Source organism: Methanotorris formicicus Mc-S-70 (genome assembly GCF_000243455.1).
Taxonomy (GTDB): domain Archaea; phylum AGJL01; class Methanococci; order Methanococcales; family Methanococcaceae; genus Methanotorris; species Methanotorris formicicus.
Genome location: NZ_AGJL01000007.1, coordinates 19560 through 44055, shown reverse-complemented (window position 1 = coordinate 44055; position 24496 = coordinate 19560). Strand labels below are relative to the sequence as shown.

The window sequence follows — 24496 nt, the reverse complement described above, 5'->3', positions numbered from 1 at the left end:
ATGTTGGTAGAGTTAAAATCGTTGCAGTGTTGATGGAAAATCAGAAAAACCTAAGTATCTGGTCTCTACAAACCATAAAAGAAGGCAGAGAACATAATAAGCGAGTATATGAAGAGACCAAAGATAGAAGAAAAGCATAGAAGAGATAAATCGATTTTAGATGTTGAGGGAAATTACCTAACGTCTGAAAAGAGCAATATTGGGTTTGTTAGGTTTATAGCAATGGTATCAAACTGTATAGAATATTTAAGCCACAAATATGGATTATCATTCTATGAAGTGATTAAAGAGTGCAGTAAAGAGCTAATAAAGAAAGGATTCTCGTAATCACACTGTCAGTAGATTAAAAAAATCGTAGAAAAAAATATATATAAAAACTAGACATTTTAAATCAGTAAATGCAGAATTTGCAGTTCGGTGGAAAGGGAGGGAAGTGAAATGAGGGAGATAGTAGCAAAGGTAAAAGAAAGGACATCAATTCCAGTCTACGAGCGCAGTGTAGGGGAGGTTATAAGTGCCATAATGGCAAGTGATGATTTTTGGAGCATTGTTGATATAAGTGAGGAACCATTGCCATTAGTTTGCGATATTATCAATGTTTTAAAAGAAAGGGGTTATGTGGAAATTAAAGAAAACAGAATACTCCTCACAGATAAAGGGGAAGGGTTGGTAAAAGAATACAGAATCGGTCCAAAAATTAACACTACTTGCAAATGCTGCGAAGGAAGAACTGTGGATTTGAATGACTTTAAGGAACCCTTAGAGAGATTTAAAGAAATTGTCAAAAACAGACCTCATCCATTGCATGAATTTGACCAGGGTTATGTCACTCCTGAAACAACAGTTTCAAGAGTCGTTATGATGCATTCGAGAGGGGATTTATTAAACAAAGAGATATTTGTCCTTGGGGATGATGATTTAACAAGTATTGCATTAATGCTCTCTGGACTGCCAAAAAGAATTGCTGTTGTTGATATTGATGATAGGTTGATAAAGTTCATAGAAAAAACTGCAGATGAGATTGGCTATAACAACCTTGAAATATTGACTCTTGATATTAGAAAGCCATTACCGGATTACTTGGTTGGTAAGTTCGATACCTTTATAACAGACCCTCCAGAGACATTAAATGCAGTAAGGACATTCATTGGTAGGGGAATTGCAACATTAAAAGGCCCAAGATGTGCAGGATACTTTGGAATAACAAGGAGAGAATCTTCAATTGATAAATGGAGAAACCTTCAAAAGATTTTAATTAATGAGTTTAATGTTGTTATAACAGATATTGTAAGGAACTTTAACCACTATGTAAATTGGGGATATGAGGAGGAGACAAGGGCTTGGAGGTTATCTCCAGTTAAAGTTCTTCCAAAGGATATTTGGTATAGATCATACATGTATAGAATTGAAACACTTGAGGGTTCAAGGGGTTTGATGGAAGAGATGAATGTTGGACAGGAGTTGTATGATGATGAAGAAAGTTCAACAACATAATTTAGAAAAATTTAAAAATATTTAAATCATAAAATTTCACAAAATTGTTTTAGTGTGGTGATAGTATGGAAGTTAATATGGTTGTTAGTGATGCAATGAGTACTCCAGTTATAACTGTTAACGTAGATACAACAGCATACGATGTAGCAAATATAATGAAAGATAATAACATAGGTTGTGTGGTTGTTGTTGAAAAAGACTCAAAACCTTTGGGTATTGTAACAGAGAGGGATTTGGTTATAAATATAGTAGCAAAGAATTTAAAGCCAAAAGATGTTTTGATAAAGGATATAATGACTACAAAATTGGTTGTCATAAGCCCAACAGCAACATTAATGGATGCTGCAAAAAAGATGACTGAGAAGAATGTTAAAAGGCTCCCTGTTGTGGAAGGGGACAAACTCCTCGGTATAATAACAGTCAGCGACATAACAAAAATCTCTCCAAAGATCTTTGAGATTATGTCTGAAATGAGTAAAATGGGTGGGGAACTTCCATACCGTGGGGATGAGTATATTGAAGGTATTTGCGAAGTTTGTGGTAGTCAAGGGCCTGTAAGACTTGTAAATGGAAGATACATATGCGACAATTGTATTGATGAACTTTAAGCAAAACTTAAATAATAAAAAATTAGGGGTCTGTCCAATATGGACATTTATGGACATAAGTCCACGTTGGACTTGGGCGTCATCAGCCACGCAAGCGTGTCTCTGCCCCTGTCGTGGACTTTAAAACCTTGTGGTTTTTAAGTTCTCGTCGCTTCGCTCCGAGAAAACCCAACTCCTCCCATCAATTAATAAAACCAAATAATTCCTGTCTCTCAGGTCTCCAGTATCATCCTCATCAGGCAGGATTATAATGTAATCTTTTTATATAAACTCGTATATAAAGATTCTTTATATAAAAACTTACAAATAATTTGGTGGTTTGATGTCCAAAAGAGAAGATAGAGGACTTGCTACAAGTGCTGGATTAGTAAGATATATGGATGAATCACTTTCAAAAATAAGAATAGAGCCAGAAAAGGTTATAGGGATAACTTTGTCCATAATTATTGCAGAGGTTATATTAAACTACGGGATATTCTTACACTAATTTTCACTTACTCTAAAAATAACCTTTTAGTAAAAATTTGGCAGTAGCGTTGGATTTTGTCTACTGTTTTTATTATGTTATATAGATTCTTTTTATCTCAAAATTTAATGTTGAGATATTATTTCTCCATCCTTCATTTTCACAATCCTTGTGGCATATTTGGTTAAATTTGCATCATGGGTAACCATAACAATCGTTATTCCTTTTTCATGTAACTCCTTTAATATATTTATTATCACTTCACCGCTTTTGCTATCCAAATTTCCTGTCGGTTCATCTGCAAATATTATCTTTGGATTGTTTGCTAATGCTCTTGCTATAGCCACTCTTTGCTGCTGTCCACCACTTAATTGGTTAGGATAGTGATTCATCCTATCCTCTAAACCTACAAGTTTTAATAGTTCCTTTGCTATCTTTCTTCTATATTCTTTATTTTTTTCATCAAGCATTAATGGCAATTCCACATTTTCAAGGGAGGTTAGTGTTTTTATTAAATGGAATTGTTGGTATATAAATCCACTTATTTTTCTCCTAAAAATTGCCCTTTCATTTTCATTCATCAATGTAGTTTTTTTGCCTTTTATATGGACCTCTCCCTTTGTAGGTACGTCTAAAAGTCCTAAAATGTTTAGAAGAGTTGATTTTCCACAACCACTCGGTCCCATTATTGCTAAAAACTCCCCCTCATCGATGGCAATATCTACTCCTCTTAAAGCGTAGGTTTTTGCCTCTCCAGTTCCATAAATTTTCCAAATATTTTTTCCTTCTATTATTGCCATTATTCCCCTCTTAATGTTTCAATTGGATTTAATTTTGCCCCACTTCTCGCAGGGAAATATCCGCTAATTACTCCAACAATAAATGAGAACCCTAAAACTCCAACTGCGAGCTCCCATGAAATCCATGCTTGAATCATACCATACCCCATATTTTGAGCTATTATTTCAACTAATTTGGCAATACCTATACCAATTATCAAGCCCACAATCCCACCTAATAAACCTAAAAATCCTGCTTCAACCACAAATATTGATAGTATCGTCGTGGTTTCTGCACCAAGTGCTTTTAAAATCCCAATGTCTTTTCTTCTTTCCAAGATGCTCATATGCATAGTATTGGAGATTCCAACTGCACCAACTAATAAGGATATCCCCGCAACTCCTGCTACAAACATGGTTAAAACACCTAATATTCCACCAATTGATTTTGCCATCTGTTCAGCAGTTAAAACACTGAAATTATCCGTCCCCATGGACTTTTCCAAGGCATCTTTTATATCTTCCGATATTTTTTTAATATCTGCACCTTCTTTAATTTTCACTACTATGAAATTATACTCTCCTTTTTTATTAAATAGTTCCTCCCCTGAGCTCATGGGTATCATTACCATATTATCATCTTGCTGGTTGCCCACTTGAGTCATGATTCCCACAATTTTAAATTTTTTTCCATTGATATATATTGAGTCCCCTACGTCCAATTCTTTTTTGAATAAGTTATGTGCTATTCCATAACCCACAATACATTTATAGTTATCATTATCTGATAACCACCGCCCTTTTTCAATACCATACCCTCCGACATCAGAATAAACTGATTTTTGAAGAGATGGTTTTGCATAGAATATATTTACGAAATATTTTTCGCCCCCGTATTCAACATTAACACCGCTGTACCATCCATATAATACTTCATCTACTCCCCTTATATTTTTAATTGCTTTAATCTCTTTATCTCTAAATAGTTTGGTTGGCGGAGTTCCAAACTGTTTCATAGGGAAAATTTGTATTTTATTTGCCCCCAACTTTGCAGTTTCATCTTGTATGTAATTTTGAACACCATACCCCAAAGAAACAAGGCTGACTATAGCCACAATGCCTATTACAATCCCCACAATTGTTAGCAAACTTTGAGTTCTTTTTTGTTTCATGTTTTTCCATGCAAATGAAATGATATCAACTGTTTTCATGATTTTCCACCATTAATTATATATATGAATTTTTTGATTATGTTTATATATAAGTGTTATGGTTAAATTATGAATAAACCTTAAATGGAGGTCAATGAAATGAGAAAATTTCTGATACTTGGTTTGATTTTTTTATTAACTCCACTATATGCCCTTCAAATAGACAATCCCCAATATGAACCACTAAAAATACATCCTGGGGATGATGTAAATTTGTGGTTTAAAATAACAAACAACAAGGGGGAGGGGGTTAATGATATTGTAGTTGAAATAACACCTCATTATCCATTCGAATTAAGGCAGGTAAATCCCACAATTGGAAAAGCAACAATATCCCACTTAAATGAGGGGGAGAGTGATACGGTTTACTTCAAACTGCACGTGGATGAAAATGCCCCTTCAAGGGATTATAAGATAGATGTTAAGGTTAGTTATAACATAGCAGATGAAGAACGCAGTTATGAATTCACAAAGGTCTATTATTTGCCAGTTTATGGTATTGCAAGATTTCAGGTTGAAGTAGATAATAACTCAATCTCTCCATCAGAATCAAAAGCCATAAAAATAAAATTAAAAAATTGTGGGACTGGAAATGCAAAGTATCTATCTGTAAATTTTTTGGGAAATGATAAAATAAACATTTTAGGGAGTGGGAGTTATTATATTGGATTTTTAAAGGCAAAGTATGAAAAAACCATCCCTCTAACAATATATGCAGTTCCAGAGATTGATAATGGAATTTACTCAATATATGCAAACGTTATTTGGGTTGGGGAAGATGGCAATTTTTACAACTTCTCAACACCAATAAATATAAAGGTTGTCAAAAGAATCTATGAAAATCAGCCATTTGTCTATTTGGATAGTGTTGAGTATAAGGACAACTATGAGGTAACCATTGGCATTGCAAATAGGGGAAGTTCAAAAATAAGGCATTGTGTCTTAACATTAAATGTAAATGGGAAAAACCATACAAAATACATTGGGGATTTGGATGAGGATGATTACGACACCTCAATATTTGAATTGGATAACGTGAATGGAACAGTTCCTTTAAATGTATCTGTGAATTACTTTGATGATTATCACAATGAGTATAAATTTTCAAAAACATTTGTTGTAAATTTTGTGGAACACAGAGAATCTAAACAAAACAACTACTGGATAATTGGAATTTTGGGGGTTTTTGTAGTATTGCTTTTGATATATTGGAGAAAAAGAAAAAGAGAAATTGAGAGTTTTGAATAATTACTCATTAAAAAATTCATTATAAAACACATCAAAATCTTGATTGTATTTTTTGCCTATTTTTAAGGCGATCTCTGCCTTTGCCAACTCTCTTCCAAAATATGCAGCATGGTCTAACTTTTTTATTAAATTTAATCTTATAGCGGTTTCATAGATTTCTTTTGGAGTTTTTCCCCTAATAATTAATTTTGGCTCTCTTTTTTTGAAGTAGATTGCAACAATTTCCTTCTTTTCCCTATCGAGTTCTATCTTAAAACTTCCTTCATCTAAAATCTGCTTTTCATCTTCCTTTGCATAAACAACTGAAACATTCAAGTCCTTAAAGGTTGTTGTTTCCTCAAACTTCTTATCCTTATAATTTATCAAATTAAAACCTAAATCCTTTGGGAGGGAGTTTCTCTTTTTAGATAAAAACATCATTTTTGATGCTATTTTTAGTTCTTTTATTGAGAATTTGCACTTTGAACTAGCCTCTGGCGTAAAGAGGATATTTGCTCCTATCTCGCTTCCTATTGCTGTAAGTGTTGCATTAACTCCATGGCTATCTACATCAAACAATTCTGAAACATTTCCTATTCCAAAGAACAGTGGAATTTTATGCTTTTTCTTAAACTCTCTGCATGCAATAACACTTTCAATAAAATTGCAACCGCTATTATTTATTGGCTCCAAAATAGGGTCTGCAACAACTTTTATATCATGCTCTATAAGATTTTCAATATTTTTTTCTAAGGATTTAACCTTATCCTCAATAGTTTCTGGGACGTAATTTATTTTGTAGTTTGTTGGTAAAACTACTGCCGCTGTATTTCCTTCTTTTAAATAAGGTAGGAGTTCATCAACATTTCCTCCATCAACACTCAAAACCATATCCACATCCAATTTTATTGCAACAATTAATTCTTTTGTGTTTAATGTATCAATGCTTATTGGTTTATCCGTTATATCCCTCGCTATTTTTATTATCCTCTTTAAATCGTCTGCATGATTCTCATTACTAACCATCCCCAAATCAATCATATCTGCTCCACTTTCAATATAATAGATGATTTTTTTCTCTAATTCTTTATCACTTAACCATGGGGTGTGAACAATCTCTCCCAAGACACGCATTGGGTAATCATCACCAACCTTCAAATTGCCAATTTTTATGTTTGGGGGTTTTAAAGGTATTTTTTCCGCTTCTTCAATCTCCTTTTCAGCATTTTTCTTTATAAATTCCATTAATTGATTGTCAGCATAATCAATTGTTGATAACTTTATATTATTTAGGTTTTCTATTAAAATTGGGATGTCAGAGGCCTCTCTTGTAGATTTGAAGGTTTTTATTCCCGTTTCTTCCTCTACTTTTTTTAAATCATGTCTTATTAATCCCGTAACTAAAACAAAATCATAAATATCTTTTAATTTGATGTTTTTTTCTTTTTCTATTTGTTTTATTTCTTTTATAATCAAATTTGGTGTCAAAAATGCTGCAATTGAGATGTCTGCTACATGGACATCTATGAAATCGTATTTTTTTACAGCATTTTTTACTTTTTTTTCTGCTATCTTTCCAGTTATTATTAAGATTTTCATAGTTTTCCCTTGCAATTTTACTGTGTTTTTTGGATTCTATAAAAATTATAAAAAATATAATAACAAATTTCAAAAAATAAAAAAATTCATAAAAAAGTTAAAAAAATCCAGACTTAAAAATAATAAAAAAGTATTAAATAGAGTTTATTGGCTGTTTAATGGTGCTAAGTTTCCTGCCAAGTTTCCTGCATAGTTTCCAGGCATGATGTTTCCTGCCAAGTTTCCTGCATAGTTTCCAGGCATGATGTTTCCTGCTAAGTTTCCGTTGTATACTACTGTATCATCTATTACTGAGCCATCTCCAAGGACTGCATGAATTATACCAATGAACAATTTAGTTATGCTATTCCATAAACCAACTAACCATGAATCGCTACCTTCTTTTATATTTCCTCCACTAAGTGTTGCGTTTACAGGGTATACGTTATTGTCATTAACCATACTGTCAACTAATGAATCAATAGTATCATTTGTCTTTTCTTTTATTTTCTCTGCAATTATTGTTTTATTTCCAGAACTATAGCTTACATTTGCTGTTTTTATTCCTTCACTTGTATTTAATGTTATACTATTTCCATCAAGAGTTACACTGTTTAATGTTGCAGTTTTGGTTGGTGGGGTTGTTGATGTTGTTGCGCTTCCTCCAGAACTTCCAACATGCCTAACTGGTGTAACACCTGTTGTTGTTGATACAGAAACAGTTGCTCCTTCAGATTTTGACACTTTTGTTATAACATTAACTACTTTATCCATTATTGTTGAAGATTCACCAAACACATTTACATTGGTGTTGATTGAGATTACCCCACTTATAATATTTGATATTGATTTATCATCTTCTGTTGGGATTGGTACTATAGAGCCGACATTTCCTTTTACAAATTCAAGTATTGCATTAATTATTGGATTATTAGTTTTTTCAAATGCTACTACAGCAACTGATTTTTTAGAAATTTCTGGGTTTATTTCTTTGGCAAAACTAATTGCAGTTTTTATAACTTTTGCTGGGTCTTTATCTGATGCAACCATTACTGTTTTACTAATTTTTGAAACTTCTTTTACCTCTTTAGGCACTTCAGTTCCAAGAATTACCGCTTTGTCTATTTTTACATTTAATGTTTTTAATGTATTAATAGCAATTTCTGCCTTATTTGGAGCGTAGTATAACACTGGTGCATCAAAACCAACTGCAACTGGGATTATTTTTTCATTAAATCCTTCTGCAAGGACGACTTTTTCTGCAATTTTTGGGTCTTCTTTAACCCATCTTTCGAAGAGTTTTGCTGAGGTTTCTACTCTTGTTTCCCCCCAAACTCTTTCAGTTTTTATCTTTAAATCCAACTTTAATTTATTTTCTACATTGTTACTTACTGCTACAGGACCACCAACTATGATAACCTTGTTAATATGTTCTATCTCAAGAGTTCTTTTTGCATCTTCTGATAGGTCTTTTGATGGTGTGTATATTAACTTATAACCCATCGCTTTTGCGTAAGGTGCTGCCACAACAGCATCTGCCGGTGTTGAAACAATTATTGCAACATTTTCTTTCGAATCTGCAAAAGTTAATGGCATCACACTAAGTATCATTAGAATCGAAATGAGTATAGACACTTTAGGCTTCAATTTAGTTCACCCCCAAGTTATGCCATAATTTGTTTATATTCTACAAAATAAAGTATATATACTTTTTGGATATATTTTACTAAATATCTTTATTCTGCCATTGGGTGATAACATGAGAATATTGCAGATTTTTAAAATTGGTGTAATGGTTTTATTTGGAATATTGGGATTGTCAATAGTATATTATGTTGAAGGGATTTATAAATATTTATTGGTTTTGATTTTCATCCCTTCGATATTACATATATTATTAATAAAGTCATTTAAAAAATTAGAGTTATTTTTAAATTACTATTGTTTATCAACATTCATAATAGTTTTAATTTTGCTTGCAATAAATAATCCATCATACATAAAAAATGCAATGTTACTATTCATGATTCCAATAGTGGTTCTAATACCATCAGTTAGGGTTTCTCCACAATCGTTTATTAAAATATTTATTTCTGTATTTTCATTGTGGATTACTGTAGCATATTTTAAAACCATTGGGATATTTGCCGTCTTACTATCAATTTTTTCATTTGTTTTGGTGTACATCTCTTTATATTTAAAAAATATTAAAAAATTCAGTAATTTACCAATTGGGGATTTAGAACCTTCAGGGGTTTTTATTTTGGGGGCAATACTGGGTTTAATTATCTCAGCGATATGCCTGATGAAAAATAACGAATATTTGGCAAATAAAATAGCAGAGTATGCATACTTTTTGTTAGTTGTTGGAGTGTTTAGAGCATTTTATGAATACATTAAAGATATAAGAGAAAATGGGGATGATACACATGAAATTTATTGATAATATTTCAAAAAATGCCAAATTTTGGATTTTAATTTTGTGCATTGTTATTTTAGGTTTTATTCTTAGGATAAAAACACTTAAATATGATTTATTATTACTTGCAGACCCTTGGTATCATTATGCGATGATTAAATCAATAGTCAATAACGGCTATTATATCCCATTTAACAATTTATCAAATCATCCATTTTATGGGAGATCCCCCAACCCCTCTGGTCTTTATTGGATTCCGGCAATTCTATATTGGGTAGTATCTAAATTTTACAATGTTGATTTATTAAAGTTTGTTCAGATTATCCCCCCAATTATTGGCTCTTTAACAGTGATTCCTATTTATTTAATTGGAAAGGAATTAAAAAATAGATATTTAGGAATAACCATGGCTTTTGTATTTGCAGTATCTCCGATTATCGTTAAGAGTGGTCTTGCTGGGTATTATAGAGGAGAAGTTTGGATGGTTTTCTTTGGTATGTTTGCAGTGTATTACTTTTTGAAATATTTAAATTCATTGAAAATGAAATTTGTTTTTTTATCATCCGTTTTTACATTATTGTGTTCCCTTGTATGGAATGGATGGGTTTATATACCAATAATCATTGGGATTATTCATTTTGTTTATGTTATATTTAAAAAAGAAGATGTTCTAAAGGGATTTACAATTTATATTGGATGTTCATTAATCTTTGTAGGAATTTGGAAGGTATGGTTCTTTTACCACTATGTTAGTCATTTATTAGTGTTTTTGGTATTATTTGGAGTTTATTTATTTGAGTTGGTATATATTAAATATATAAAAATTAAAAATGCAAGTGTTTATTTGGGGATTTTTCTGTTGTTTGGGCTTTTTTTGATATTGGGTTTTAAAATGTTGAATATAGATATAGTATCCAAAATAATTTCTTTAATACTCACTGGAAAGATTGGAAAAGGCCCAAGAATTATTTTAACAGAAAGTTTTTTCAGTTATTGGGACTTACTTTTAGGTTTTAGTATCTATATATTTTTGATTGTGGCATTTATTGTTAAAATTATTAGAATGCTAATAAAAAAGTCAATAACATTTAACTATCTATTGGCATTGGCACTTTTTGTTTCTTCTATTGTTTTATGTTTTAATGGAGTGAGGTATGTTTTTGTGGGCTCTTTGGGATTTATACTACCAATTGGGTTGATTTTTTCAGATTTTACAGAAAATATCCAAAAAAGAATAATAAATTTTAAAAATTATGACATTTCTTTGAAATTAAGAACTGTGTTTAGCATATTTATATTTTTGATATTGGTATCTGTTCCTGTAGTTAGTTCAGAAAACCAAATGAGTAAAATAACTCCATATATTTCAGAAGATTGGTATAAAGCAAGTTTGTGGATGAAAGATAAGGATGGAAAAACAATATTCACATTTTGGGATCAGGCAAATTGGTTTATTGCAATATCTGAAAAAACTGTCTTTACTGATACTCAAACAGAATTTGGAAACAACCCATACAAAAACGCCTATGTATTTTGTGCTAATTATTCAACTGGTGTTGAGAGGTTGAAAGAGTTAAGGGCAAATTATGTTGCAGTTGATAAGAGGACTTTGTTGATGTGGTATTGGTTACAGGCATTTAACAAAATGGATAAAGATGTTAAATTTAATGAGTCCTTCCTTTGTCATCTCTATTACGAGAATATCTCTTCCAAAGATTTAAAACTTGTATTTAAATCAGATGATTTAAAGATTTATGAGGTTGTTTATGATAAACCAGTTATATACAATGTTTTATGCAATAACTCTAAGATAAGAATATATTGCTATTCCCCATATACCTCCAAAATTAATGCAACTTTAAAGATTTGTGAGTTTAATAAAACAAAAGTTGTATTTGAAAAGAATTTTTCGTTTGAATGTTATGGAGATGATATAAAATTATTAAATGTTAGTTTGGATAAAGGAATTTATGATGTTTATGTTTCTGATGGAGAAGTGACTATCAAGAAAGTTCTTGTTGTAAGATAATTCTTCTTTATTTAAATTTATTTTTAAGAATTAATGGGCTAAGATACGCTTAGCAATTTTTAAAAATGGAATTTGAATGATTATAGATAATATTGAAGTCATTAGGACAATATCTATTATTTGGTTTATATTTTGATGGAAGATAGTAATCCCTATTATCTCGATTACTAATGTTAGGGATAATGCATAGGCGACTCTTGTAATTCCTAATGACAGGAGATAATTCATAATCAATCCAGAAATTGCAAAGAAGAACATCGCCAAAGCATATTTTGCTAAGTAAGGGATTGCTTTTAGATATTTTGTTCCAAAGATAGTTTTTATGATTAATTCTGGGAAGAATTTGAATAACAACAATGTAGGTAATGTTAAGATAATTGTTAATACTAGTGCTTTTATAAATAAGTTGAAATGATTTAATTCCTTCTCTTTTAATTCTGATGCTTTTGGGAATAGAACTACTGCTATTCCCCCCGGAGCAAATAAGATTATTTTTCCTAAGACAGAGACTGATGAATAAATTCCCGCTAAAAATCCAGTTAGATAGTGTTTTGCTAAGATTGTGTCTATTGAATAGGATGTGGTATAGGTCAATAATGCTAATAAAGTTAAAGTTGAGTATTTGTACAGGTTTGGGATTTTGAATGGTTCTGGTTTTATTTTCATTAGGTCTTTTAGAAAGTAGAAGGAAATGAGAAAAACAATTATATTTGCAATTAAGAACGGTGCTAATGCTCCGCTAACGCTAAAGCCCAAATATACAAACGCTATTCCTAACACAAATTTTAAGAAAGCCCATAGTGTTTGAGTTATTCCCAATGGGATGAATCTTTGTAAACCTTGTAAAATACCTGAATTTACGGGAGATGCGTAAGCAAATAGTAGGGATGAAAATAATATTAATGCTGGTATTTGAGAAGGAAGATGAAGGTAATTTGATAAGAAAGGAGTTATCATAAAAAATAAAATTGTTGTTATTACTCCAAATGTGAAGGATTTTTTTAATGCATATCTCCAAAAGTAGGAGAGTTTATTAAATTGATTTTTTGCTTTTAGTTGGGATGTATATTTTGTCATTATAGTTTGAACTGTTAAGGATAGAACGCTAAAAATATAAAAAATATTTATTAAAGAGAATAAGATTCCATATTCCTCTGGAGTTAATAACCTCCCCATAAAAAGTTGATAAAGGTAGTTAAAAAATGCTGCTGATAAAGTAAAGAATATCATAATGAAACTATGTTTTGCTAATTTTTGCTCCATAGTTATCTCCTTTTTAAGATAATTATTTCTTTATAAAATCTTCTTTATTGCATTCCAAACCAAATAGCTTTGTGGCTTTAAAGTTCCTTCAATTGGATTTAAAAACAAAATATTTTCTTTAATTAAATAGATATAAACTGGAGTTGGAATTTCTTTTTTAGAAATTTCATAATTGTTTTTAAATAATTTTAATGCATTTGTAATGTCCTCTTTTTTAATCTCTATAATTTCATCTCCAATCTCTATTTTTGGTTTTGAGTAATCCAAAATTTCCAATAGCATATCTAATTTTGAGATTTCATCTTTTAACATCGAATTTAAAATCTCATTTAAACTTATGGTATCTAATTTATTCATAACTTTAACAATAAGTTTTGGCTTCCCACCAACATAGCTATAGATTAATTCCTTATCATCATCAGAGAGTTTAATATTATTTTCTTTAGCTAAAAAATCCATGAACCTTATCGCTGTTTGTTTATCAAAGTCATCTACTAAAATATAATCAGCCCTGTCTTTTAACTCTCCTGTGTTATAAACATATTCAATAAATAAACTATCAGAACTTAAGCAAAAAACATGGCATAGATGTTGTTCTTTAGTTAATGAGACTAAGAATTGGAATAATTCTTTTAATAAATATTTTTGTCCATTTAAAACAACATCTTTAATCATCTGGAGTTCATCAAATATTAAAATTGGCTGTTTTCCGCTATTTTTAACAACTAATAATAAACTATTTAAGTATTGAAAGGCATCGTTTATCTTCTCCTCAAATAGTTTATCAAATTCAATCTCAGGAATTGGAATGCCGGTTAAAATCTTAGCTCCTTTGGTTATTAACTTTAAAACCTCTGATTTATCCTTTATTTTTTCAAAGAAATCATCTTTTTTTGTCGTGAAGATGGCTTCAATAAACTCTCTTTTCTCTGAGATTAAATAAGTTCTGAAGTTGATGTAAAAGATTTTATAATTGTCGTTTAGTTTATTTTCTATAATATGTTTTATTAAGGTTGTCTTTCCTGAATTTATAGAGCCGTAGATAAAATAAATATCATCAGGTTCTCTATTTAAAATATTTAAAATCTCATTAATCTCTTTCTCTCTGTTGAAAAATTTCATTTAAATCACCTTTTTAATAGCATTCCAAACTAAATAGCTTTGAGATTTTAAAGTTCCCTTTTGTGGATTTAAGAATAAAATATTTTTCTTGACTAAAAATTCCCTAACTTTTTTAGGTATTCTTATATCCTCAACTTCATAAGTTTCTTTAAATATCTTTAATGCATCAACAACTTTATTATAAAACTCTTCATTCTCTTCTTTAACATCTTCTAAGAAATACTTTAACTTTTGAATTTCATCTCTGAGCATTTCATCTAAAATTTCCTTTAAGTCCTTATTTTTAAGTTTTTGAATTATATAAATTATATCAATTGGTTTTCCTCCAACATAAGAATAAATTAACTCTTTCTCATTATCGGAGAGTTTTTTATTTAAAATTTCTTCAGATAGAAAGTCAATAAATTTTAAGGCAGTTTCTTTATTAAAATCATCCACTAATAAATACTTAGCTCTACCATCTAACATTGCCTCATTATAAACCTGCTCTATAAATAAGCTATCTGAACTCAAACAAAAAACATGGCATAAATGCAACTCTTTCGTTAAATTAATAAAGTAGTTAAACAACTCGTATATTAAAAACCCGTTTATTTTCATATCTCCTATTTTTTGTAATTCATCTATTATTAAAATTGGTTGCTTTCCATCTTTTTTAATCTCCATTAAAACATTGGTTATATACCTAAATACATTTTTAACTTCTTTATTCTTTAATATCTCCCTTAATGTGTTTTTAGGTATTGGAATGCTATCTAAAACCCCACCAGATATTTTGGTTATTAAAAAACTCTTAACAACATCTGGAGAGTCTTTTATTAAAGATAATAATAATCTTTTAATCCTATCAATAAATGATTCCTCATACTCTTCAAATAAGACTTCTATAAAATCATTATATCCTGAAATAAATATTCCTCTTAAATTTATATAGAAGACAACATACTTATTTTTGTTCAACCTATTGTTAATTATCTCACTAATTAGGGCAGTCTTTCCAGAGTTTATAGATCCATAGATAAAATAAATTAGATTTGGTTCGGATTCAATAATTGATAGAATTTCTTTAATCTCTTTTTCTCTATTAAAAAACTTCATTTTTTCACCCAAAATAATATATTATGTTAATTTAATTCTTGATAATAAGTTGTTGTTTCCTTTTCCTTTTTAATATGCATATTTACATTTTAAAGTTTGATGCAACATAATGGATTGTTTAATGATGTATCTTTAGTAAATTATATAATATCTAATCAACATAATACATTTGCATATTTGATGGAAATTGGAGTTTTAACAAACTTAAATATATATGGGGATATATGGTTATAAAGGTGATGAAGTGTTGTTGGATGATGATAAAGATTATACTATTGAAGATGTTATAAACATGCTAAAAAATATTGATGGAGATAACTTAATTAAAACTGAACATTTTATATCGCAACATAATGAGAGGATTCCAGAATTGGATATTATCAATGATTTTATTTTAAAAAAGGAGGTTGTAGGCATAATAAAACAAGATAGAGCAAAATTTAAATTAATATATGAAATTAATGAAAGATACGATTTAATTGTAATAATAGGTATTAAATCTGAAAACCCTAACAAAATTAGTTTAATTACTTGTTTTAAGCAGTCCTCAAAAAGAAGGGTGAGACGTGATGAAAAAAGTTAAATTAAATAATAAAGAGATTAAAGGGGAGGCAGGTTTAGATTATGATGCTGAAACTGATGCCCTTTATGTTTATGCAAAGGATATAAAATATGTTGAATCTATTGATTTAGATGATATTATTTTAGATATTGGAGAAAATGGAATTATAAAAGGTATTGAGATACTTGACGCCTCAAAAAAATTTAAGTTAAATAAATATGATTTAAAACATATTAAAAAATTAATTGCTGAAATTGAAATAACTCCTGATGTCATTAAATTAAAAATAACCATTAGCGTTTTAAAAAGAAATAAAGAAATAGAAAGATTCACAACTGCAAAAGGTTTGAATGATATTTCCTTACCTTCTGGCGTTGTTTGTGTAGAGTGCTAATGATAAAACATTATTATAATAAAAATTTATGTTAATTTAATTTTTGATAATAAGTTATTTAGTTTTTTATTTAAATTGATTACCCATTTATCTCCTTTTTCCCTTCTCCAATCATAGATTAGATAAGTGACACATAATAAGAAAGTTATTCCTGAGATTGCTAAACCAATCTCAAACCAGTCTTGTGGTTTATATCTAATGATTATTTTTAGGTCTCCTGTTTCATTTATGTAGAAACCATTTATCACCCCATATAATGGAACTGGGGAAACTTTTTGTATTAGTTTTCCATCTTTGTAAATTCTTGCTTCCCATAGTGGGTTGTAGGATTCTGCAAATGACAACATGAAAGGTTTTGTTGCATTTACTTGAACTTCCCATAGAGTTGGGTTGATTTTGGTGTAGTTTATTATTTCTGCTGGTTTTTCTTTAACTTGGAAGAGTTGGTCTATAGTTTCGTTGTTTTTGGTTGAATAGAGCCAGATAACATCAAGTTTTGGAGCTTTATCAAGTGGTATAATTTCTATATCGTCGAACCAAGTTACAGCTTCACCTTTACTTTTATTGAAACCCCAGCCAGCGTTTAAAACTACTCTTATCTTTGTAACATTTTCAGGTATTTTGAGAATGTAGCTGAATTCTCTCCAATCATAAGTTCCAGTTCCTACCGCTCCACAAGGTATTTGGACTAATTGTTTCCATTGTTTTTTATTTTCAACATATCCCTCTATTGGAATATGACTTGCATTTGCATTGTATATTTTCATGTGAGTTATAATTAGATATTTTTTATTTGGTTTAACATCTATTGGTTCACTTCTTATCCAACTCCAAGATTTGGTCGTTGTGGTAGTTGATACTCTTAAACTATAATATCCTTTATAGGATGTTGTATTGTCTAATTCTACATTAAATTTTTTAGTTTTCCAATTCCAGAACTTAATAGCTCCAATTTCAAATGATGGATTTTTAACTAAGTTATTGTTATTTGTCAATACTGGAGTTATTTCTAGTACATAATTTCCTTTACTAAGATTAAATATTGGCGAATATGTGAAGTTTGTAGAATTTAAGTTAAGTATGAATGATTTATTTCCAATATTGATTTTGAATTTCTCTTTTCCTTTTAATGCTAGTCTATAAGTTCCCGCTTTAATTATTTCTAATTCTTGCCATGCTTTTCCATCTTTTATGAAGTTTATAACTTGCCCATTACTTGCATCTGGAAGTTTTTCTATTTTTGCATTATGTCTGTATAAGTCATATTCTCCTTCAAAGATATAAATTATTATTGTTTTATTTTGTAAGAGTTTTTCAATTTCTTTTTTAGTTTTGTAGTATTCATCTTCTGGGATTAGAACAAGCAAATTGATAGCATTAAGTCCTTTGACATTTTTAAAAGCTATATTATATTCACCTCTATTTAATTTACCTAAATTAATCTTTTTCCAGAGAAATCCATTGTAGTCTCCTAATGTTTCTACTTTAAATGACGAATTTCCTACATCTACTTTGATTTCCCCACCATTATTACTTACAAGACATCTCACTAAAAGGATGTAGTTATTAGTGTTTTCAACCTTAATTGGGATTGTAAATTTATCATTGGAGTTAATTGTAAGTACAGCACCTTTCATATAATCGAAATCCCATGCATAATTTTTCCAATTAACATAAGGATGCCATATTTGATTTTCTGCATCCAAGAAAGATACTCTTGACCATTTACTTTTGGGTTTGTGCTCAATTACATAATTGTATGGATATATTACATAATTTGAAAATTTTTGTAGGATTTCTACAAATGCTAAATCATTCATTAGCTGATCTTTGGATTTGTCAGTTAGTATGATCTGAGTTCCTTTTATCAATTCTGGTGAAGTCTTTTGATCTATAAATATGAAGCCATAAGTATCTAAATCATTTAAGATTGAGTTGTAAAACTTTTTAACTGCTCTATATCCTCCATCTACCAATATTAACTTAGATGGAGCATATATTTCCCCTTTAGCAAGTTTATTTTCAAAGACATATATGAAATTATCATGGAATGTTAGTTTAAAATTTGTCGAATTATTTAACGACTGTATACATTTTGTAATTTTCTTCTCTATTGTGGGTATGTCGTTATGAACCACAACATATTTGATATTGACCCATCCTAAGAAATGTGATAATGTGTTTGTATCTCCTGTTGTTAATAAAGAGTGGTAATATGGAGATAATGTGAATTCATAATATTGACTCCAATGCAAATTTGGCCAAAATGTTGGTTTAGGTGAAGAAAAAGTCAAAAATTCCTGAATCATCCCACATTTAGAACTCCAAAACGGTTTTAGATTCGTTTCCCGACCATAAGAGTAAGTAAACTCTGGGATATATATAACCCTAAAATTCTCTAGCTGATTTGATAGAAAACTATAGGTTTCAAAATATTCATTAGGAACTTTGACTAATGACAGAAGTCCATTTACGTCACCAGTTAGTAGAGGCCAGGAATAAACACAAAATACGAAAAGAATTGTTGAAATTACAATAGAAATAATATATTTTCTTTTTTTATATAATTTTTCAAGTATGTGATATAGGGAAAATGCTGTTAATACACTTAATGATAAAGCTATATATGCATCAGAGATTCTCCATGTTCTAAAAGCTGGACCTATTGGCAAATTAAAGAAGATCCAATAATGGATCCATTTAAAAGGACTTCCAACGAAAAATGGCAATATGGATAAAATCAACAAAATACTATAAAATAGTATAATCCAATTCCTTTTCTTTTTGTAATATATTAATGATAAAAATGCCATACCTGGAATTATCAAAGTTATAGGCATTAGTGAATTCAAGAAATTAAACAAAAAACTCTTGATGAAGTATTGGTTTGGGAGACTCATGTGTGACATTGCTCTTAACATGTTAAGTATGGTTGCTTGCATCCAACATATATCTAGTCCTTCTTTAGTTAAAGCATATGTGTAGGATGAAAAATTATTAGGTTTTATAATTAGTTTATGTATATTAAGCAATATAAAAATTAGGATAATTAAAAACGGGCTTAAAATAGTATAAATATCAATTTTTTTTTCTTTTAATATTTTAACTAAAAAAATAAACCAGGCATATAAAAGTAAAATTATTGGAAATCCTGCCCAAAGAAAATGTTCATCAGTATTTGTCGCCATAAGCAATGCACAAATTATAAGATATTTCCAATTTTTATTTAGAACGACTTTGCTAAAACTCCAAATTATCCATGGAAGTGTTGTAAATGAAAATTGTATTCCAATCCAAAAGCTATCACCTACCCAAAAAGAAGGGTTCATGCTATAAAACAAACCTGCAATAAATGATGATAAATAAACAATTTTTATATTTTTATTTTTCATAATTTCTGTTAAGTAATACCTTAGAAGAATAAATACGCCCAAAAATGAAAAAAATTGGAATAGCAATCTTTCCAAAATTACAATCTGAGTAACATTCAAATTTAGTAATATACCAATTATCCAGAAGAAAAATCTAAATGAAAGAAATTCTAAACCCCACATTGGAGTCGATAAAAACATATTCCAACTGTAAAATCCAGGACCTATCGTTGATTTTAAATAATTATCTAAATATAATGGAGCATTTTCAGGAATAACCAATAACGCACCATTTTCTGTAATACCGGGTAACAATTTATAATTAAAAAATATTATAAAAATAAAAATAACCAAATAAAAAATAATATTGCTCCATTTGTTCATATTTAGACACCTCTTAAATATGTGTTTTTTTACCTCTTTTTATCTATGTCCACACCCACGACAGAAGCTCCGGTTAATTTATTTAGGAGATATGATCCATATCCCAAGCCACAAGCAATATCTAAAACTTTATATTTTGAGTTAGATAATGATTTTTTATAATTGTTATGATAAATATGAGAATTTATGATATTAGCGGCATATTTATATCTACTAATATGCATTTCTTTTTCTACCAAATTTTCACTTTCTTTTAAGGCATCCATCCTCTCTAATACCATAAACTCACCTCTTTTAAAAAACTTACAAATTTTTTAACAATATTATCCCAATCAAATTCTTCAGCCACAGTTCTATTGTTCTTACAGATTTTATTAAATTTAAATTCTGAAGATTCCCACAAAGAGTAACTTTTTATTATAGCCTGATATAAATAATATTTTTTTGTTTTAATTTTGTCGTCAACTATATTACCAGATGGAATTATCCCATAATCAGAAGAAGATATCACATATAAACCTGAAGCCATTGCTTCTAATATCACTAACGGCAAACCTTCAGCCTTTGAAGGTAAAACAAATGTATGGGCAGTTTTGTATAATTCTAATTTATTTTTTCCATAAACAAACCCCTTATATTCAATATTACTGTATCTTTTTGAATATTCTATAACTTTATTTTTTAATGGACCATCTCCAGCAAATACGAACTTTATCTCATTACCATATTTTTTATAGATGTCCTTGGCACACTCTAATATAATGTCTACTCCCTTGAGATTGCAAAGTTTGCCAATGAATAGAACAGCATAATTTTCATTCTTTTCAGACATCTTTCCTGGTAAATATTGTCTGGTATTTACCCCATTAGGAATACAACGCACATTTTTATAACCATGTGATAACAAAAATTTTTGTTGTTCTAATGTCAACACATGATGGGCTGAAAAGCTTTTCCAACGTCTTAATAGCCATAATTTTGTAATTAAATCATGTAATATTTTTCCGTTGTAAATGTGTGTATGATATCCAATAATAAAAGGTCTTTCAATATCTTTTTTTATTTTTAATAATTGAACATCCTGCCCTAAAAAAATATTCTGAGTGTAAACTACATCAGCTTTTTTAGCAAATGTTTTAATTTTTAACAAGGAATTACCTTTAAATGGCACAATATAAAACTTTTTGAGAGTTTCTATGATTGGCAATTCTTTATAAAATATGCCTTCTTTACTTAGGGTCTCAATTGTTTCATTTGTTAAATTTGGAGAAAAATCTGTAAAAGACGAAGCAAATACTCTGATATCAATTTCTTTTTCGTGGAGTCTTGGTAAAATTTCTTTGGCCCAATTACTAACCCCCCCAAAAGTTCTTAAACTAGTAGGAAAAATAAACATTATTTCCATATTTAACACCTACTAATCTTATATTGCAAATATCCCTTTTATATATGCCTTTGCTATTTTTAGCCTCTCTTTAAATGGTTTTTTAGATTCAGACAATATAACTTTTAAATAATACCCCATTACTAACCAGTTAAATACCAAAATAAAAATCAAGAACTGCCACCATTTAGAATATTTTTTATGAAAAATAATTCTATTTCTTCCCATATAATATGCTCTTTTTTCATCATACACATGGAATTGCCTATCTTTATCCATTTCTTCTGGAAGAGACATATCATGATAAATAATAGCATTTTTAACAACTAAACATTTATATCCATTTTGCCTCACTCTAATTCCAAAATCTGCCTCATCATACTGAATTGCAAATATTTTTTCGTCAAATACTCCAACTTCTTCTATCACCTCCCGTTTTACCATAAAAGCATTAGGAAAATCATCTGTTTCCCATATTTCTTCATTTGGTAAAGGTAAATCTCTACCAATAAAATAAGTTCTACTGGTTATCATATTTCTTTTTGTTCCTGCCCACCAAATTCTTTTTTTATCTTTCCAATAATACATTATGGGTCCAACCATTCCTATTTTATTATCCGAAGTGATAACTTTTACTAAATTTTCGATACAATTCTTATCCAATACATTATCATCATCAATTAAAAAAATCAATTCGCCTTTTGATAAACTTATACCTTTATTTCTACTGCCTGCTAACAACAGATTTTTATTATTTCTTACAATTTTGAAATTAGTTAAACTACCAAATTTTTCTTTGAGATATTCATAAGTTCCATCAGTTGAAGCATCATCTACTACAATCATTTCAATGTTTTTATAAATATTTTCTAAAATTGAATTTATTAACCGTTCAACATGTTTTTTTCTATTATGTGTTGGAATTACTACGGAAACCAGTGGATTTTTATCCATTATATATCACCATCCCCAAACTCTTTCAGACACTTCAAAATATATCCACCGCCTCATTTAATATCCTATCTTTTAAAAGTGGGTGGATTGAGTTGTAGGTTAATAAATCAACCTTTTTTCCCAAAATCTCTTCAAGTTCATATTTTAATCTAACCAAATCTAATAAACTTTTCCCTTCCCCAAATTCAACTAAAATATCAATATCTGATGTCTTTTTTGTTCCCCCCTAACATAAGAACCAAATATTGATGCTCTTTTAACACCATGTTTTAACAAAATTGGGGTGATTTTTCTTTTAATTTCGTTGATATTCATTATATCATCACCAATTTGGAGTTTTCTTTTATATATTTTTAAGAAAAGTCATTTAAAATTTTGTTTAACATTTTTTCATTCATTAGTTATCACCATTTATTTAAACAACAGCAACTTTCCAATTATTTCAGGAGTATACATTGCTAAAATTATAATTAGGGCTATTATAATCACATCCCTTCTAACTAACTCAATCTTTTTTTCTAACCTTTCCTCTAATGCTTTCATTTCCCCCCTTAGACGCTCTTCTGCTAATAAAACATCTTCTTTTGTTGCCAATTCACTCCTTAACTCATCCTTTAACTCATTTTTTATAATTACCTTCTCATTCTTAAATTTTTGTTCAATCCTCTGCTCATTTTCCTTTATAAACTCTTCCACTATCTTATATAATTCTTCTGCCTCCTTCTCATCCTTAACTTTTTTAAGAATCAACTCATACAATTTAGCATAAGCAATAGCCATAATTTCACCAAACAAACGAAATATATTTTTCTCATTTGGTTATTTATCTATTTTGAAGTTTTTATACTCTTTTACTCTAAACCATATTTTTCTTTTAAAAAGCCCTTAACAACTTTTAAAACTTCCTCTGCATTTTTAATACATTCTTCTGCATCTTCTTTAGTATATTCATCTAATGGATTCCAAAATTCACCAAAATATGGTTCTGGATATCTTGGCATAACCCAGTGTTCTTCTAAACTCTCAATTTTAGGTATTAAATAAAGTAATTTCTCTTTCCATGACTCCTCAATATCTATTCTATATATAACATCTCTAAATATTCCTGAAACAATATGTCTCCTAACAATAACATTATTTAAAATCAAAATTGATTTTACTGCCTTTTCAGCACATTGTTGAGAGTGATAAATGGAATCAGGATAATGATTTGTTTTCAATAAGACATTTGCAACCTCTAAGTCCTCTTCAGCTCTTTTTATAAACAATTTAGCATATTTTATATTAAACTCGCTATCTCCCATTCCTTATCCCCATCAATAAATACTGGTTTGGTCCTTTTAATAATTGGCTTTATCTTCTCAATATAATTTCTCCAGAAGTTGTTTTTATCATAAATTATTTTATAGCCAGTTAAAATACCATAAATTAATGGATTTATATCTTTGGGTGACAAATCTCTTGGTTCAATCAATATTGGAGAAATATTAACTCCATATTTAAAAATAAAATGTAATATCTCATTCCTTAAAACTTTATACCTATCAATTCTTCTTTTTGGTAAGTTATTAGCAATAACTAATAAATCAACATCAGAGTATTTTGTAGCACTTCCTCTCGCATAAGAACCAAATAAAATTATTGAGATTAAATCATCACCAAATTTTTCCTTGCATTTTTCTAAAAATTCATTTAAGATTTTATTTAATTTTTCTTTATCCATTAGTTATCACCATTTATTTAAACAACAGCAATTTACCAATAATCTCTGGAGCATACATTGCCAAAATTATAATTAATGCTATTATTATCATATCCCTCCTAACCAACTCAATTTTTTTATCTAATATATCAATCTTCCTATCTAATCTCTCTTCCATTGCCTTCATTTCTTCCCTAACTAAATCAATCTCTTTTTTAAGTTCTGTTTTAGTTAATAAAACATCTTCTTTTGTTGCCAATTCACTCCTTAACTCATCCTTTAACTCATTTTTTATAATTACCTTCTCATTCTTAAATTTTTGTTCAATCCTCTGCTCATTTTCTTTAATAAATTCTTCAACCGCCCTATAAATTTCTTCCGCCTTCTTATCATCTTTAACATTTTTATATATTAACTCATATAACTTAGCATAGGCAATAGCCATAATTCC

At 29.4% G+C, this 24496-nt stretch carries 24 protein-coding genes and 1 pseudogene; 9 read left to right on the top strand and 16 right to left on the bottom strand.

Annotation, left to right across the window (positions count from 1 at the left end; translation table 11 throughout):
• Positions 1-108: 108 nt before the first annotated feature.
• The 4 genes from METFODRAFT_RS02090 (at position 109) to METFODRAFT_RS02075 (ending at position 2589) form a co-directional block, all read left to right on the top strand.
• A complete protein-coding gene (locus METFODRAFT_RS02090) occupies positions 109-327 on the top strand; it encodes a hypothetical protein (protein WP_007043479.1) in 219 nt (72 codons plus the stop codon).
• 111 nt (positions 328-438) lie between these two features.
• On the top strand, positions 439-1494 hold the full coding sequence (locus METFODRAFT_RS02085; protein WP_007043875.1) for a bis-aminopropyl spermidine synthase family protein: 1056 nt from the start codon (positions 439-441) through the stop codon (positions 1492-1494).
• Positions 1495-1559: 65 nt separating this feature from the next.
• Positions 1560-2102, top strand: coding sequence for a CBS domain-containing protein (locus METFODRAFT_RS02080; RefSeq protein ID WP_245528876.1), 543 nt, complete (start codon positions 1560-1562; stop codon positions 2100-2102).
• A 322-nt stretch (positions 2103-2424) separates the two neighbouring features.
• Positions 2425-2589, top strand: a complete 165-nt coding sequence (locus tag METFODRAFT_RS02075) for a preprotein translocase subunit Sec61beta (protein WP_007043873.1) — start codon at positions 2425-2427, stop codon at positions 2587-2589.
• 104 nt (positions 2590-2693) lie between these two features.
• On the opposite strand, the gene METFODRAFT_RS02070 is transcribed toward METFODRAFT_RS02075, so the two are convergent.
• Together METFODRAFT_RS02070 and METFODRAFT_RS02065 are read right to left on the bottom strand one after the other, a co-directional pair.
• On the bottom strand, positions 2694-3368 hold the full coding sequence (locus METFODRAFT_RS02070; protein WP_007043872.1) for an ABC transporter ATP-binding protein: 675 nt from the start codon (positions 3366-3368) through the stop codon (positions 2694-2696).
• Complete coding sequence (locus METFODRAFT_RS02065; RefSeq protein WP_007043871.1) at positions 3368-4558, bottom strand: ABC transporter permease; 1191 nt, start codon at positions 4556-4558, stop codon at positions 3368-3370. Before METFODRAFT_RS02065 ends, METFODRAFT_RS02070 begins: the two co-directional genes overlap by 1 nt.
• Positions 4559-4657: 99 nt before the next feature.
• Between METFODRAFT_RS02065 and METFODRAFT_RS02060 the strand changes: the two genes are divergently transcribed.
• On the top strand, positions 4658-5806 hold the full coding sequence (locus METFODRAFT_RS02060) for a COG1361 S-layer family protein (RefSeq protein WP_007043870.1): 1149 nt from the start codon (positions 4658-4660) through the stop codon (positions 5804-5806).
• Here the strand turns inward: METFODRAFT_RS02060 and METFODRAFT_RS02055 are convergent, their stop codons facing one another.
• Both METFODRAFT_RS02055 and METFODRAFT_RS02050 read right to left on the bottom strand, forming a co-directional pair.
• Positions 5807-7384 (bottom strand): dihydropteroate synthase-like protein, encoded by a 1578-nt coding sequence (locus tag METFODRAFT_RS02055; protein ID WP_007043869.1) that lies wholly within the window; start codon positions 7382-7384, stop codon positions 5807-5809. It lies immediately after the preceding gene.
• Positions 7385-7528: 144 nt separating this feature from the next.
• The gene (locus tag METFODRAFT_RS02050; RefSeq protein WP_007043868.1) at positions 7529-9010 is read right to left on the bottom strand and encodes a cell wall-binding repeat-containing protein; all 1482 of its coding nucleotides are present in this window, start codon (positions 9008-9010) and stop codon (positions 7529-7531) included.
• A gap of 112 nt (positions 9011-9122) precedes the next feature.
• On the opposite strand from METFODRAFT_RS02050, the gene METFODRAFT_RS02045 reads away from it, so the two are divergent.
• Positions 9123-9806 carry a hypothetical protein gene (locus METFODRAFT_RS02045; protein WP_007043867.1) on the top strand — a complete coding sequence of 228 codons (684 nt, stop codon included), beginning with the start codon at positions 9123-9125 and terminating at the stop codon, positions 9804-9806.
• Positions 9793-11811, top strand: a complete 2019-nt coding sequence (locus METFODRAFT_RS02040) for an STT3 domain-containing protein (protein ID WP_007043866.1) — start codon at positions 9793-9795, stop codon at positions 11809-11811. Before METFODRAFT_RS02045 ends, METFODRAFT_RS02040 begins: the two co-directional genes overlap by 14 nt.
• Before the next feature lie 30 nt (positions 11812-11841).
• Here METFODRAFT_RS02040 and METFODRAFT_RS02035 read toward each other — a convergent pair whose 3' ends face one another.
• Genes METFODRAFT_RS02035 through METFODRAFT_RS02025 form a run of 3 tightly spaced genes read right to left on the bottom strand, consistent with a single transcriptional unit; the run spans position 11842 to position 15294 of the window.
• Positions 11842-13074, bottom strand: coding sequence for an oligosaccharide flippase family protein (locus METFODRAFT_RS02035; RefSeq protein WP_007043865.1), 1233 nt, complete (start codon positions 13072-13074; stop codon positions 11842-11844).
• A gap of 30 nt (positions 13075-13104) precedes the next feature.
• Positions 13105-14196, bottom strand: coding sequence for an ATP-binding protein (locus tag METFODRAFT_RS02030; protein ID WP_007043864.1), 1092 nt, complete (start codon positions 14194-14196; stop codon positions 13105-13107).
• The gene (locus METFODRAFT_RS02025) at positions 14197-15294 is read right to left on the bottom strand and encodes an ATP-binding protein (protein ID WP_007043863.1); all 1098 of its coding nucleotides are present in this window, start codon (positions 15292-15294) and stop codon (positions 14197-14199) included.
• 244 nt (positions 15295-15538) lie between these two features.
• Here METFODRAFT_RS02025 and METFODRAFT_RS02020 point away from each other — a divergent pair, with 244 nt between their 5' ends.
• Positions 15539-15877, top strand: a complete 339-nt coding sequence (locus tag METFODRAFT_RS02020) for a hypothetical protein (protein ID WP_052322762.1) — start codon at positions 15539-15541, stop codon at positions 15875-15877.
• Positions 15864-16250, top strand: coding sequence for a DUF2283 domain-containing protein (locus tag METFODRAFT_RS02015; protein WP_007043861.1), 387 nt, complete (start codon positions 15864-15866; stop codon positions 16248-16250). Before METFODRAFT_RS02020 ends, METFODRAFT_RS02015 begins: the two co-directional genes overlap by 14 nt.
• Before the next feature lie 26 nt (positions 16251-16276).
• On the opposite strand, the gene METFODRAFT_RS11130 is transcribed toward METFODRAFT_RS02015, so the two are convergent.
• From METFODRAFT_RS11130 to METFODRAFT_RS01970, 9 genes and pseudogenes are all read right to left on the bottom strand, one after another.
• On the bottom strand, positions 16277-19903 hold the full coding sequence (locus tag METFODRAFT_RS11130; protein WP_216698819.1) for a carbohydrate binding domain-containing protein: 3627 nt from the start codon (positions 19901-19903) through the stop codon (positions 16277-16279).
• Positions 19904-20034: 131 nt separating this feature from the next.
• Complete coding sequence (locus tag METFODRAFT_RS02005) at positions 20035-20286, bottom strand: class I SAM-dependent methyltransferase (protein ID WP_007043859.1); 252 nt, start codon at positions 20284-20286, stop codon at positions 20035-20037.
• Complete coding sequence (locus METFODRAFT_RS02000) at positions 20277-21410, bottom strand: glycosyltransferase family 4 protein (RefSeq protein ID WP_007043858.1); 1134 nt, start codon at positions 21408-21410, stop codon at positions 20277-20279. Before METFODRAFT_RS02000 ends, METFODRAFT_RS02005 begins: the two co-directional genes overlap by 10 nt.
• Positions 21411-21428: 18 nt before the next feature.
• Positions 21429-22343, bottom strand: a complete 915-nt coding sequence (locus METFODRAFT_RS01995) for a glycosyltransferase family 2 protein (RefSeq protein WP_007043857.1) — start codon at positions 22341-22343, stop codon at positions 21429-21431.
• A gap of 34 nt (positions 22344-22377) precedes the next feature.
• Positions 22378-22658, bottom strand: a pseudogene (locus METFODRAFT_RS01990) (nucleotidyltransferase family protein).
• A gap of 96 nt (positions 22659-22754) precedes the next feature.
• On the bottom strand, positions 22755-23123 hold the full coding sequence (locus METFODRAFT_RS01985) for a hypothetical protein (protein WP_007043856.1): 369 nt from the start codon (positions 23121-23123) through the stop codon (positions 22755-22757).
• Between the two features lie 71 nt (positions 23124-23194).
• Positions 23195-23647 (bottom strand): HEPN domain-containing protein, encoded by a 453-nt coding sequence (locus METFODRAFT_RS01980; protein WP_007043855.1) that lies wholly within the window; start codon positions 23645-23647, stop codon positions 23195-23197.
• Positions 23623-24066, bottom strand: coding sequence for a nucleotidyltransferase domain-containing protein (locus METFODRAFT_RS01975; protein ID WP_007043854.1), 444 nt, complete (start codon positions 24064-24066; stop codon positions 23623-23625). The genes METFODRAFT_RS01980 and METFODRAFT_RS01975 overlap by 25 nt, the downstream gene beginning before the upstream one ends.
• Positions 24067-24079: 13 nt before the next feature.
• Positions 24080-24490, bottom strand: a complete 411-nt coding sequence (locus METFODRAFT_RS01970) for a hypothetical protein (RefSeq protein ID WP_007043853.1) — start codon at positions 24488-24490, stop codon at positions 24080-24082.
• Positions 24491-24496: the final 6 nt, after the last annotated feature.